The 13117-nt window shown below is 58.1% G+C and carries 11 protein-coding genes; 4 read left to right on the top strand and 7 right to left on the bottom strand.

Translation table 11 applies throughout. The features are described from left to right. The first annotated feature begins 33 nt into the window (after positions 1–33). Positions 34–489 carry a flagellar basal body-associated protein FliL gene (fliL, locus tag ACAM27_RS00725; protein ID WP_011784012.1) on the top strand — a complete coding sequence of 152 codons (456 nt, stop codon included), beginning with the start codon at positions 34–36 and terminating at the stop codon, positions 487–489. Between the two features lie 30 nt (positions 490–519). Here the strand turns inward: fliL and rmf are convergent, their stop codons facing one another. The 4 genes from rmf to ACAM27_RS00745 all read right to left on the bottom strand — a co-directional run bounded on the left by rmf (position 520) and on the right by ACAM27_RS00745 (position 6579). Then, on the bottom strand, positions 520–735 hold the full coding sequence (gene rmf / locus ACAM27_RS00730) for a ribosome modulation factor (protein ID WP_222197665.1): 216 nt from the start codon (positions 733–735) through the stop codon (positions 520–522). 111 nt (positions 736–846) lie between these two features. Beyond that, the gene (gene gshA / locus ACAM27_RS00735) at positions 847–2403 is read right to left on the bottom strand and encodes a glutamate--cysteine ligase (protein WP_222197666.1); all 1557 of its coding nucleotides are present in this window, start codon (positions 2401–2403) and stop codon (positions 847–849) included. 65 nt (positions 2404–2468) lie between these two features. Next, positions 2469–4793 carry a Tex family protein gene (locus ACAM27_RS00740; RefSeq protein ID WP_222197667.1) on the bottom strand — a complete coding sequence of 775 codons (2325 nt, stop codon included), beginning with the start codon at positions 4791–4793 and terminating at the stop codon, positions 2469–2471. A gap of 52 nt (positions 4794–4845) precedes the next feature. Beyond that, positions 4846–6579 carry an EAL domain-containing protein gene (locus tag ACAM27_RS00745; protein WP_113879515.1) on the bottom strand — a complete coding sequence of 578 codons (1734 nt, stop codon included), beginning with the start codon at positions 6577–6579 and terminating at the stop codon, positions 4846–4848. Between the two features lie 146 nt (positions 6580–6725). On the opposite strand from ACAM27_RS00745, the gene rep reads away from it, so the two are divergent. After that, a complete protein-coding gene (gene rep / locus ACAM27_RS00750) occupies positions 6726–8744 on the top strand; it encodes a DNA helicase Rep (RefSeq protein WP_023008392.1) in 2019 nt (672 codons plus the stop codon). A 50-nt stretch (positions 8745–8794) separates the two neighbouring features. On the opposite strand, the gene ACAM27_RS00755 is transcribed toward rep, so the two are convergent. Further along, positions 8795–9208, bottom strand: a complete 414-nt coding sequence (locus ACAM27_RS00755; RefSeq protein ID WP_041654495.1) for a cytochrome c5 family protein — start codon at positions 9206–9208, stop codon at positions 8795–8797. A 197-nt stretch (positions 9209–9405) separates the two neighbouring features. On the opposite strand from ACAM27_RS00755, the gene ACAM27_RS00760 reads away from it, so the two are divergent. Both ACAM27_RS00760 and ACAM27_RS00765 read left to right on the top strand, forming a co-directional pair. After that, entirely contained in the window at positions 9406–9747 is a 342-nt protein-coding gene (locus ACAM27_RS00760; RefSeq protein ID WP_222197668.1) for a hypothetical protein, read from the top strand. 9 nt (positions 9748–9756) lie between these two features. Then, positions 9757–10854 carry a phospholipase A gene (locus ACAM27_RS00765; protein WP_014420326.1) on the top strand — a complete coding sequence of 366 codons (1098 nt, stop codon included), beginning with the start codon at positions 9757–9759 and terminating at the stop codon, positions 10852–10854. Positions 10855–11020: 166 nt separating this feature from the next. Here ACAM27_RS00765 and ACAM27_RS00770 read toward each other — a convergent pair whose 3' ends face one another. Continuing rightward, entirely contained in the window at positions 11021–12373 is a 1353-nt protein-coding gene (locus tag ACAM27_RS00770) for a phosphomannomutase (RefSeq protein ID WP_369612413.1), read from the bottom strand. A gap of 180 nt (positions 12374–12553) precedes the next feature. Further along, on the bottom strand, positions 12554–13030 hold the full coding sequence (bfr, locus tag ACAM27_RS00775; RefSeq protein ID WP_014420324.1) for a bacterioferritin: 477 nt from the start codon (positions 13028–13030) through the stop codon (positions 12554–12556). Positions 13031–13117: the final 87 nt, after the last annotated feature.

Here is a 13117-nt window from a genome sequence, read left to right on the forward strand (position 1 = left end):
GCGTGCCATGAAACACTGAACCAATCCTAACCCATGACTAACGCCAAGCCTATGACCATTCTCAGAAAACTGACGCCGGCCCTGTTACTGACCCTGTGCGCACTGATGCCTTCCCTGCCCACCATGGCCGAGGAAGCTGATGAAGAAACCGAAGTGAAGGGGGTAACCGACTATATCGCCATGGAACCGGCATTCGTCACCCATGTCGGCAAACCGGATGCGAAAGTGGCCTATCTCAAAGCCTCCGTAACCATTCGGGCCTCCCGCGAAACCACCCGGCCGGCGGTAGAAGCGCACATGCCCAGGTTACGGCACGAACTGGTGATGCTGTTTGGTGAGCAGACGGATCTTGACCAATTGTCTTCCATGGACGGCCAGCAGGCGCTGCGGGAAGAAGCAACCAAACGGATAAACGGAGTGCTGGAGGAGCAGCAAACCGGAGAAACCATTACCGGAGTGCTGTTTACCGAGTTTGTAGTTCAGCGCTAGTTGCGGCGCTCACCGGGCGGTGGCAGGGGATCAGGCGATGCGTGAGAACAGATCGTCATCCTGTTGCGGGCGCTGTTTCCGGACCTGACCGGCATCGTCCCAACCGGCTTCCCAGGCGGCAATAATGACCTCACCGCGGTAAGGGCAGCGGGTTTTGTCCATGCCCATCTCGCCAGCCATGTATCCCTGCCGGTAGGCCTTGTTCAATGCTTCTACATCCCAGCCGAGCTTGATATCCGTTGCCATGGGCCACCTCCTTACCTGATGTAATAGAAAGTAACAGCAGGTAACAGATCCAGCAAACCGGACAACCGGTTCTGTGCGTCACGTCCCTTTCCGGACGTGACGCAAGCGGCGTCAGGATTTCAGGTAGGCTTCCAGAAACTCCGGAAATGACTGGCTGTCCGCAGCTTCCTGCTCTTTCTGCTCGACCAGGGACTGCGCACTCATGGCACGGAAGTCCGCCAGCACCTCCGGTGCCAGTGGCTCCGAATTCAGGGTTTGCTGGTGTTCACGGGATATCGCCTGTACCCAGTCGCGATGGCCCAGGCCTGACTGCCCCATGGCCTCAAGCACTCGAGCGGAAGGCACCGCCCAATCATTGCCCTCGAGTTTCGACCGTTGAGCCGCCAGCGCCGACCTGTAGGTATCGCTATGATTCCAGCCATCCAGCAGCTCTGCCAGGGGCTGCAAGCGCTCCAGCCATTCAACGGCGGCCTCGCCCACAGGCACACGCTGTCCACCCCGGCACAGACTGAGTGAATGCAGGCGACCGCTGGCGACGACGTCCTTGTAATTGTCATCAAGCCGTTCGCACTCATCGTCTTCAATACGGGGAGAATCGGTGAGCAGGCAATCCAGCAGGAACAGGTCGAGGAAATCGATCTGCTCGCGGTTCACGCCCACCGGCGAGAACGGATCCAGGTCCAGACAACGCACCTCAATGTATTCCACACCCCGGGCATCCAGAGCCTGGATCGGCTTTTCACCCCGCTCGGTGGTGCGCTTGGGACGTACCGCGCTGTAGTACTCGTTCTCAATCTGAAGCACATTGGTATTGATCTGGACAAACTCGCCATTGCGCCGGGTGCCAATGGCTTCATACGCTGGCCAGTTGGTGTGGATGGCGCGATCCAGTGTCCGGGTATAAGTGCTCAGCTCATTGAAGCAGATATTCAGCGAGGCCTGGGCATTGTTGTGGTAACCCAGATCCCCCATGCGCAAAGACGTGGCGTGCTGGCCAAACCAGGTGCGATCATCGAACCGTGCCAGGTCGTGCCGGACGCCGGCCACAAAACTGGCATCCAGTGCCGGCGAGGCGCCAAACAGCAGCATCAGCAACCAGCTGCGGCGGCGGAAATTCCGGATCAGCCAGAAGTACTGGTCTGATTTGAAATCCCTGAGGCTATCCTTGTTGCCCACCAGTTCCTGCCATTTGCGCCAGAAACTGTCCGGCAGGGAAAGATTGTAATGGGCGCCGGCAATACTCTGCATAATCCGGCCATAACGCACCGCCAGACCCTGACGATACACATGCTTGAGCCGGCCAGTGTTGGAGCTGCCGTACTCGGCAATGGGAATGCTGGCATCGCCGTCAATCTCGCAGGGCATGCTCGCGGCCCAGAACACTTCGTTATCCAGGTTCTGCTGGACGAACCGATGTATATCCCGCAACGAGGCCAGCATAGCTTCAGTATTGTCGAAGACCGGCGTGATCAGTTCCAGCAGGGCTTCCGAGTAGTCGGTCGTGATACGGGGGTGGGTCAGTGCGGAGCCCAGGGCTTCCGGATGTGGTGTCTGGGCAATGAAGCCATTGGCATCGACGCGCAGGCCTTCCTTTTCGACCCCTTTGAGGAAACCGTCCCAGTCACTGGCGGCAAACTGTTGGAACAGGGAGTGGCGGGATTGTGCCATGTTGAGCTCCTGTTGCAGCCGTTACGCCCTTGTGAGACGTAACGGCTGTGAATCAGTGGAAGGGGTTAACGGCCGTTCTTACGGGCAGAGGCCATAGCCTGGGCCAGAGCGCCAGCCATGGCACCTTGAGGTGCGCCCTGGCCGGCCTGAGGTTTGCGCCCTGCACTGCGGCCAGAGTTCCGGTCTGCGCCCCGGGCTGGCTTGTTGTCCGCCCCCGGCTGGTCATCCATACGCATGGACAGGCCAATCCGCTTACGGGGAATGTCCACTTCCATCACTTTGACCTTGACGATGTCACCGGCCTTGACCACTTCTCTCGGATCTTTCACGAAAGTATGGGACAAGGCCGAGATGTGCACCAGGCCATCCTGGTGAACGCCGATATCCACAAAGGCACCGAAGTTGGTGACGTTGGTTACCGAGCCCTCCAGCACCATACCGGGTTTGAGGTCGTTGAGGGTTTCCACCCCTTCCTCGAAATGGGCAAAGCGGAATTCCGGTCGCGGGTCCCGGCCCGGTTTTTCCAGCTCGGAGATAATGTCCTTGATGGTCGGCAGGCCGAACTGCTCGGTTACGTAGTCCTGTGGGTTAAGACTGCGCAGGAACGCGGAATCGCCAAGGATATCCTCCACCCTCTTGCCATTTCGCTCAGCAATGGCCTCAACCACACCGTAGGCTTCCGGATGCACGGATGACCGGTCCAGAGGGTTTTCGCCCCCGGCGATACGCAGGAAGCCCGCAGCCTGTTCAAAGGTGCGATCACCCAATCGAGACACCTTCAGCAGCTGTTTGCGACTGGTGAACTTGCCGTTCTGGTTCCGGAAATCCACGATGTTCTGGGCAATGCTCGGATTCAGGCCAGACACCCGGGTGAGCAGCGGTACCGACGCGGTATTCAGATCCACGCCCACGCCGTTTACACAGTCCTCAACGACCGCATCCAGGCTACGGGACAGCTGTACCTGGGACACATCGTGCTGGTACTGCCCCACGCCGATAGACTTGGGCTCGATTTTCACCAGCTCGGCCAGCGGATCCTGCAAACGGCGGGCAATGGACACCGCACCACGGATGGTGACATCCAGATCCGGCAGTTCCCGGGAGGCAAATTCCGAGGCGGAATAGATTGATGCCCCGGACTCATTCACCACAATGCGGGCCAGCTTCAGTTCGGGGTAACGTTTGCAGAGGTCGCCCACCAGTTTCTCGGTTTCCCGGGAGGCGGTACCGTTGCCGATAGCCACCAGTTCAATTTTGTACTTCTGACACCAGGCTGCCATCTGGGCAATGGACTGCTCCCATTTGTTCTGGGGCGCATGGGGAAAAATGGCGCCGTGATCCACTACCTGGCCGGTGCCGTCGATTACCGCCACCTTGACCCCGGTACGCAGGCCGGGATCGAGCCCCAGCGTTGGCCGCGGACCTGCCGGAGCGAGCAGGAGCAGATCTTTCAGGTTGGCAGCAAAAACGTTGATGGCTTCGGTTTCAGCCGCTTCACGCACCTGGGCGATCAGATCGGTTTCAATCTGTGTCGACAACTTCACGCGCCAGGTCCAGCGCACCGCATCCGACAACCATTTGTCGGCGGCCCGGCCGTTATCCCGAATGCGCCAGTGGGCGGCAATTCGCTGCTCGGCGGGATGGGGCTGACGGCGATCCTCCTCAGCATCGCCCATAACAATCGAATAGGCCAGAATGCCCTCATTGCGGCCCCGAAGAATGGCCAGCGCCCGGTGCGACGGAACTTTTCTCAGCGGTTCAACGTGGTCGAAGTAATCCCGGAACTTGGCGCCTTCGTTTTCCTTGCCTTCCACCACAGTGACTTTCAGCTGGCCTTCCTGCCAGACGAAATCGCGCAGGGCGCCAAGCAGCTCGGCATCTTCGGCAAAACGCTCCATCAGAATGTAGCGGGCACCGTCCAGAGCGGCTTTGACATCCTCAACGCCGGCTTCCGGATTGAGGTAACCGGCAGCGACGGTTTCCGGATCCTGGGTGGGATCGTCGTAGAGGGTATCGGCCAGCGGCTCCAGGCCTGCTTCCCGGGCAATCTGCGCCTTGGTGCGGCGCTTGGGTTTGTAGGGCAGGTAAAGGTCTTCCAGGCGGTTCTTGGTGTCGGCAGCTTCGATGGAGGCCCGCAGCTCGTCGGTCAGCTTGCCCTGTTCCTCAATGCTGTTGAGGATGGTGCCCCGGCGGTCTTCCAGCTCACGCAGATAGCGCAACCGCTCTTCCAGAGTCCGCAGCTGGCTGTCGTCCAGGGAACCCGTTACTTCTTTTCGGTAGCGTGCAATAAAGGGAACGGTAGCGCCTTCATCAAGAAGGGTAACGGTGGCATTAACCTGCTGTTCACGTACGCCGAGCTCTTCGGCAATGCGCCGGGAAATACTGTTCATGCTGCCTCGATCTGGTATCGCATTCGGAATTAATGCGCAAAGGTACAGCGGCTTACTTCTGCAGGCAAGCGGACTGGTTCTGGCGGTTCATGAATTGCACCAGATCGTTCCAGGGCATCGGGCGGGCGTAATAGTAGCCCTGGATTTCGTCGCAGTGTTGCTGGCGCAGGAATTCCAGCTGGCCTTCGGTTTCCACCCCTTCGGCCACCACGCTGATCTGCAGGCTGTGAGCCAGACTGATAATGGCACGGATAATATGCTCGGCATCGGCAGACTGGCCCAGTTCCTGGACGAAGGACTTGTCGATCTTCACCAGCGAGATCGGCAGGTGCTGAAGATTGCTCAGGGAGGAAAAGCCGGTACCGAAATCGTCCAGCGCAAAACTGATGCCCAACTGATTGAGCTCCCGCAGGCAGCGCTGGGCGTATTCCGGGTCGTGCATCATGGCGCTTTCGGTCAGCTCCAGTTCCAGCAGGCTGGTATCGACGTTGGCATTGAAGATGATACGAAAGATGGTTTCGGTCATCTTGCGATCGTGGAACTGCCGGAACGACAGGTTGACCGCGAACACCAGTCCGGGAAAGCCCAGCTCGGTGGATTCCTGCAAACGCTTGCAGGCCTGCTCGATAACCCAGTAGCCGATGGGCACAATCAGGCCACTGCGCTCGGCCACCGGGATAAACTCATCGGGGCCCACCAGGCCGCGCTCCGGGTGATTCCAGCGTAACAGGCACTCGACCCCGCGTACCTCCTCAGTCGCGAGGTCAATCCGTGGCTGATAATACAGTTCCAGCTCCTTGCCCCGCAGGGCATTACGAAGATCAGCTTCGAGCCGGAGCTGATAGCCTGCGGAAATGTGCAGCTGCCGGTCGTAAAACCGGTAACTGGTACCCGGATCGCGTTTGGCTTCGAACATCGCACGGTTAGCCCGCCGGAGCAGTTCTTCCGGGCTGTCACCGGCCTCCGGATAGGTGGCCACGCCCAGGCTGGCGCTGACCACCACATTCTGGCCATCCACCATCACCGGCTCATCCAGCGCCGAGACCACCTTGCGAATGATCTGGGTGATATCCAGCGAGTCTTCCACTTTCTCGACGATGATGGCCAGTTCGTCACCACCGATGCGCATCAACGAGTCCACCCGTCGCAACGTCTGCCGGAGCCGCTCTGCCAGCCGAAGCATGAGCTGATCACTCTTCTGGTAACCAAAGGATTCGTTGATATTACGGAAATCATCGATATTCAGGTGCAACAGAGCCAGGCGATGATTCGCCCGCTCAGCCCTCAGCACCGCCTGCTGCAACCGATCGAAGAACAGGTCCCGGTTGATGAAGCCGGTGGCCACTTCACGGCCAAGCTGGCCATTTGCCGACTGCGTGAGCTGGGAGCGGTACCACAGGCATTTAATGGAGCGCCGGAAATTCCAGGGATCTAACTCACGGCGGCTCAGATAGTCCGATGCACCATTTTCAACCAGGTACCGGGCTTTTTCTCCGCAGGATTCGGCGCTCATGGCCAGAATGGGTTTGTCCTCACTGGATACCGACAGATATTGCAGAAACGACGCTTCCGAGCCGCCATGGAACACGCAGTCCCACACGATCACATCGAAGCTGGCGTTGGAAATAAGATCATCACAGTCCACCAGATCCGGGCACCAGGTGGCGTCACTGCAGATTTCGGAATCATCCGCGAGCATGGCGCTGAACCAGAGATAGTCGGCGTATTCCGGTGTCAGCACCAGAAGGCGCAAACAATCAGGCCTGGTGTCGGTGGGCAGTGTCATCTGGCGAGATCCATATATCGGTACAGAACAGCGTAGTCCATTACATAAAGAATAGCTGATAGATCGGCAAGGTACAGCATGCCGGCCTGGTGTAGAATAGCCAGACGCTAAAAACCCATGCCCCGTTCCCCTTTGGCACCAACACTGTGAACAAGCTCAATCCCAGACAACATGAAGCGGTACGCTACGCCGACGGCCCCCTGCTGGTGCTGGCCGGTGCCGGCAGCGGCAAAACCAGCGTGATTACCCGCAAGATTGCCTATCTGATTGAGGAACTGGGCATCCCGGGGCGACACATTGCCGCCGTCACCTTTACCAACAAAGCCGCCCGGGAGATGAAAGAGCGTGTGGGCCGCATTGTCGACCGGGGCAAAACCCGGGGCCTGATCGTATCAACATTTCACAATCTTGGCCTGAACATGATCCGGGAGGAGCACACCCACCTGGGCTACCACCCAGGCTTCTCCATTTTCGACGCCGAAGATGCCAAGGCGCTGCTGCAGGATCTGATGATGCGCGAAGCCAGCGCCGAGGCCGGCGACGAGCTGAACGATGTGCAGATGACCATCTCGTCCTGGAAAAACGCCATGCGCAGCCCTGCGGAGGCCTACAGCAAAGCGGCAGACGAGCGTGAGCAGCGCATTGCCATCGTTTACAAACACTACAACGAATACCTGAAAGCCTACAACGCGGTGGATTTCGACGACCTGATTCTGCTGCCGGTGCAGCTGTTCCGGGACAACCCGGAAGTGCTTGCCAAGTGGCGCCGGAAAATCCGCTACATGCTGGTGGATGAGTACCAGGACACCAACGTGTGCCAGTACGAGCTCGTAAAACAGCTGGTGGCCGAGCGGGCGGCGTTTACCGTGGTGGGCGATGACGACCAGTCCATCTACGCCTGGCGCGGCGCCCGGCCGGAGAACCTGGCCCAGTTGAAAGATGACTTCCCGAGCCTGAAGATCGTCAAACTGGAGCAGAACTACCGCTCCACCAGCCGGATCCTGCGCTGCGCCAACACGGTGATCGCCAACAACCCCCACGTGTTCGAGAAGGCGCTGTGGAGTGACCACACCATTGGCGAGGAAATCCGCATCATCCGCTGCCGCAACGAAGATGCCGAAACCGAGCGGGTGGCCACCGAGATCCTCGATCAGAAGCTGAAAAACGGCCTCGACTTCAGGGATTTCGCAGTCCTTTACCGAGGCAACCATCAGGCACGGCTGCTGGAAATGAAACTGCAGGCCTACCAGATACCCTACCGAATCTCTGGCGGTCAGTCGTTTTTCTCCAAGAACGAGATCAAGGATGCGATGTCGTACCTGCGGCTGATGATCAACCCGGACGACGATGCGGCCTTCCTGCGGGTGGTGAACGTGCCGCGCCGGGAGATTGGCCCGCGCACCCTGGAACAGTTAAGTCACTATGCCCGGTCACGCAATGTCAGTCTGTTCAAGGCCCTGGGGGATATGGGGGCGGAAACCCACGTCACCGAGAAAGGTCTGGACCGACTGAGACGGTTCGCCCACTGGGTCGACAAAATCTGCGAACGCCTGTTCTCGGAAGACCCGATCCCGGTCATCAAACAGTTATTCACAGACATCGAGTACGAAGAGTGGCTGCACCAGCATTCCGGTAGCCCGAAACAGGCCGAACGCCGGATGGAGAACATCTGGTACCTGGTGGAGTCGATCCAGCGCATGCTGGACGACGGCAAGGGCACCGCCGACGAAATCGGCATTGAGGACGCCATCGCCAAGCTGGTACTGCGGGACATGATGGAGCAGCGGGAAGAGGAAGACGACAGCGACAAGGTTCAGTTGCTGACTCTGCACGCTTCCAAGGGGCTGGAGTTTCCCCATGTGTTCATTATGGGCCTGGAGGAAGAGATTCTGCCGCACCGCAGCAGCATCGAGGAAGGCAACATTGAAGAAGAGCGCCGCCTGATGTACGTGGGCATTACCCGGGCCAGGGAAACCCTGGCGCTGACTTACGCGGCTTCCCGAAAACAATACGGGGAAAAACTGGAGACCATTCCCAGCCGCTTTCTGGATGAGTTGCCGGAAGAGGATGTGAAATGGGAAGGACTGGGCGACCAGGACAAAGAAGCGAACCAGAAAAAGGGCAAGGCGACTCTCAGCGCCCTGATTGGCGATCTGGGCCTGTAGAAACAACAAACCCCGCTCGGGGCGGGGTTTGTCAGGTCGTTACAGATTGCTTACTTGCTCTGCTCAACCATATGCTCAACGGCAGCGGTGATTTCCTCATCCGGGCAGTTGGCACAGCCACCTTTGGCCGGCATGGCATTGAAGCCATTGATGGCGTGATCAATCAGGGTATCGATACCCTTCTCAATGCGCGGAGCCCAGGCAGCGGCATCGCCAATGACCGGAGCGCCGGCTGCGCCGGTGGTATGACACGCCATGCACACGGCGTCGTAGACTTCACTGCCAGAACGCGGGCCGGAGCTGGCTGTCTCAGCAGGTGCAGCAGCCTCGCCACACTCTTCACCCTGCAGACACACTTCACCCACCGGCTTGATGCGCTCGCGGATTTCGTCTTCAACACTTGCCACTGCGGCGCCGGCGGCCAGGCCAAAACCAAGCAGAACAACAGCCAGGACTCTCTTCATCTTCACAATGCACCTCGCATTTGAGCGTTATAATCTTTCGGTCGCCGCATTATAGCGATTGAGCCCCCGCAAAAAAACCAGAGAGCAAAATCAGAATTTGATTTCAACCATTTTAATGACAGTTTCGTAGGTTGTAGCTCCTTTGCCATGGATTCCGGTTACCATAGCGTTCATTCACTCAAACCCAGAGTCGCCGTATGAACCAACAGCAACAGACGACCCCGGACAAGCGCCGAAAAACCTTACTGATCCTGGAGTTTTCCAGCCTGGCGGTACTGCTGATCTCGATGGCCTGGTTCAGCAACCAGTCAAGCGATGGCACCCCGCTTTCTGCCGGCTGGCTGCTGATTCCGGCGCTTGCCAGCCTGGGCGTTTTTCTGAGTTTTATCGGGTTGATGTATCTACGCTGGGTCGCCTCGGCGAACGACCAGCGCCGCCCCCGCCATCGCGCGATCTTCGCCCTGCTGACCCTCACCCTGCTTGGGGTCTGGATTTACGGCATTGCCAATACCTGGATAAGCCTGAGTATCGCCCAATAAGGAGCTCCCATGACCCCCAGCCTCAAGCTGCTACCCCTGATTCTGTTGGGCACGGCCAATCTGGTTGTTGCCCAGGATCGGCCAGAGGAACCCGATGTTAACTGCGCGCTGATCAAGGAAGGTGTGCAACGGCTGGCCTGCTATGACGCCAAGTACAACCCTCAGGCCGAGCGTGACCAGGCCAGCGAGGAACAGCTGGAAGAAGCCGAGGCGGACGCAGAGGAACTGGTGGCCGACAAGAAAACCCGGGAGAAGATCGTGGGCAATGCGCTGGAAGACGATCCTGATGACGGGGTGATGGCCGCGCTGGTGGACAACTATCTTTCTGCCGAGCGGGCGATCTTCTCGTTTACCGGCAGTTTCGTGACTCATCAGCCCAATTACATTCTGCCGATCACTTGGGTGGACGACCCCAATGCCTTGCCCTCAAGCCCGCGACTGGGAGCTATCGATTATGACTACAACCTGGAAAACGAGGAAGCCAAGTACCAGATCAGCTTCAAGGTTCCGTTGCTGACGGGCATTTTCGACGACCGCACAACCTTCTGGTTTGGCTACACCCAGAAATCCTTCTGGCAGGTCTACAACCAGGATGAATCGGCGCCTTTCCGGGAGACCAACTATGAGCCGGAGCTGTTTTTCCGGCACGCCCTGAACTGGGATCTCGGTCCCGGCACGCTCAGTGCGGTGTCGGTGGGCTTTAATCACCAGTCAAACGGACAGTCTGACCCACGGTCCCGGAGCTGGAACCGGATTATGGGCTCCGTTGCCTATAGTGTGGATCGCTGGCTGTTTATGGTTCAGCCCTGGTATCGCTTGCCGGAAAACAGCAGCAGCGACGACAACGAAGACATAGAGAGCTATCTGGGTCACGCCAGTTATCACGCGGTTTACAAGCTGACGGAAGATCGGACGTTTTCTTTGAAGCTGTTGAACAATCTGAGGTCGGATAACCGGACGTCGGTGGAGTTCGGGTACAGTTTTCCCATGGGGGATACGTTGAAGGGGTTCTTCCAGTATTACAACGGGTATGGGGAGAGCCTGATTGACTATAACGAGCGAATTGAGCGGGTCGGGTTTGGCATTATGCTGAATGACTGGCTCTAGGCGCTGGTGCAAGACCAGGATGGCGGTACCCCCTTCTGAAACACGCTCCTTCGGCACATCCTTGTGACGCTTGAGCTCCGCCATCCCTGGCTCCGCACAGTTCCAGAAGGGGGTACCGCCACCCTGGCCCCACAAACCTCAGGGGCCTTCTAACACTTCCAGCCTTTTAAACGTTCAGCCTTTTCATTTCTTCCAGCAGTTCTTCAGTTTTCGCTTCCATCAACGCTTTATCGCCACGGGCCTCAACATTCAGGCGAACCACCGGTTCGGTGTTGGACATGCGCAGGTTGAAGCGCCAGTTGTCGAATTCCACGCTCAGGCCGTCGACATGGCTGACGGATTTCGCACCCACGCCGTATTTGGCTTCGATGGCGGCGATGACTTTCGGGGGGTCGCTGATGGTGCGGTTGATTTCACCGCTGGCCGGGTAGGCTTCGATGCGGGCGTCGATCAGGGATGACAGGGTCTGGCCGCTCTGGCACAGGCGCTCGGCCACGAGCAGCCAGGGGATCATGCCGCTGTCGCAGTAGGCGAAGTCGCGGAAGTAGTGGTGGGCGCTCATTTCGCCCCCATAGACGGCGTCTTCGTCGCGCATTCTCTGTTTGATGAAGGCGTGGCCAGTCTTGCTTTCGATGGCTTCGCCGCCAGCAGCTTCAACCAGATCCAGCGTGTTCCAGGTCAGGCGGGGATCGTGAATGACTTTGCCGCCACCGGTCTTGCGCAGGAACTGGTCCGCCAGCAGACCGACGATGTAGTAGCCTTCGATAAAGCGGCCGGTTTCGTCGAAGAAGAAGCAGCGGTCGTAGTCGCCGTCCCAGGCAATGCCCATGGCGGCGCCATTCTGGAGCACGGCATCGGCAGTCGCGGACCGGTTTTCCGGCAGGATCGGGTTGGGCACACCATTCGGGAAGTGACCATCGGCTTCGTGATGAACCTTGATGAAGTCGAACGGCAGATGCTGTTCCAGTTCGTCGATCACCAGGCCAGCACCACCGTTGCCGGCATTACAGACGATGGTCATGGGCTTCAGTGAGCCTGCATCAATGTAGCCCAGCAGATGGTCAACGTACGCGCTCATTACTTCCAGGGTTTCGTATTTGCCCTGCTCTGCGGCGTCAAAGAACGGCTCCAGCACCCGGTCCCGGATGTCGTTCAGGCCGTTGTCCGAACTGATCGGCCGGGATTCCGGGCCCACCATTTTCATGCCGTTGTGGTCTTTGGGGTTGTGGCTGGCCGTCACCATGATACCGCCGTCCATCTGGTAGTGACTGGTGGCAAAGTACACCTGTTCGGTGCCGCACAGGCCAATATCAAACACATCGGCGCCGGCCGCCATCAGGCCGGAGCTCAACGCTTCTGCTATTTCGGGGCTGGACAGCCGGATGTCGTAACCGACGATGACTTTTTTGGCGCCGGTGATTTCAACGTAGGCGCGGCCGATTTTCTCAGCCAGGATTGGGTTTAGCTGGTCAGGTACTCGGCCACGCAGGTCGTAGGCTTTGAAGCAGGACAGGTCCATTTCAGTCTCCGGAGTGGTTTATTAACCGCGTTGGGCCAGCATATCTGGCCGATCTGCGCGACTATTCTACCTGTTTCGACAGGCAATCGGGGAAGCGCCCGGAAAAAGGCAGGGGGAACAGAGTGGAGAGAGCGTGCCACCGGCCCGCAGAGTGCGCCGGTGGCCGGAAAGCCGGGGAGTTTACTCAGCAGCCGCGGACTGCAGCTGGATATAGTTCTGGATGCCCATCTGGGAAATCATTTCCAGCTGGGTTTCGAGCCAGTCGATGTGTTCTTCCTCGCTGTCGAGGATGCTCCGGAACAGTTCACGGCTGGTAAAATCCTGGACCTGCTCGCAGTAGATGATGGCTTCTTTCAGGTCTGTGTGCGCGGTGTGCTCGAGCTTGAGATCGCACTCGATCATTTCCTGAACATTCTCGCCAATCAGCAATTTGTTCAGATCCTGCAGATTTGGCAGGCCCTCAAGGAAGAGAATCCGCTCGATCAGTTGATCGGCGTGTTTCATTTCATCGATGGATTCTTCGTATTCTTTCGCCGCGAGCTTGGTGATACCCCAGTCTTTGTACATTCTCGAATGCAGGAAGTACTGGTTAATGGCCGTCAGCTCGTTGGCGAGGACCTTGTTCAGATGCTGGATGACTTTTTTGTCGCCTTTCATAACCGGATTCCTTGTGTCGCGAAAGCGTTAATTCACAAGGATAGTCGGTTTAACGGCAATAAAAAATCACGGATGTGAAAGAGGTGC

Origin of the sequence: Marinobacter sp. RI1 (genome assembly GCF_041155085.1) — a bacterium.
Taxonomy (GTDB): domain Bacteria; phylum Pseudomonadota; class Gammaproteobacteria; order Pseudomonadales; family Oleiphilaceae; genus Marinobacter; species Marinobacter nauticus.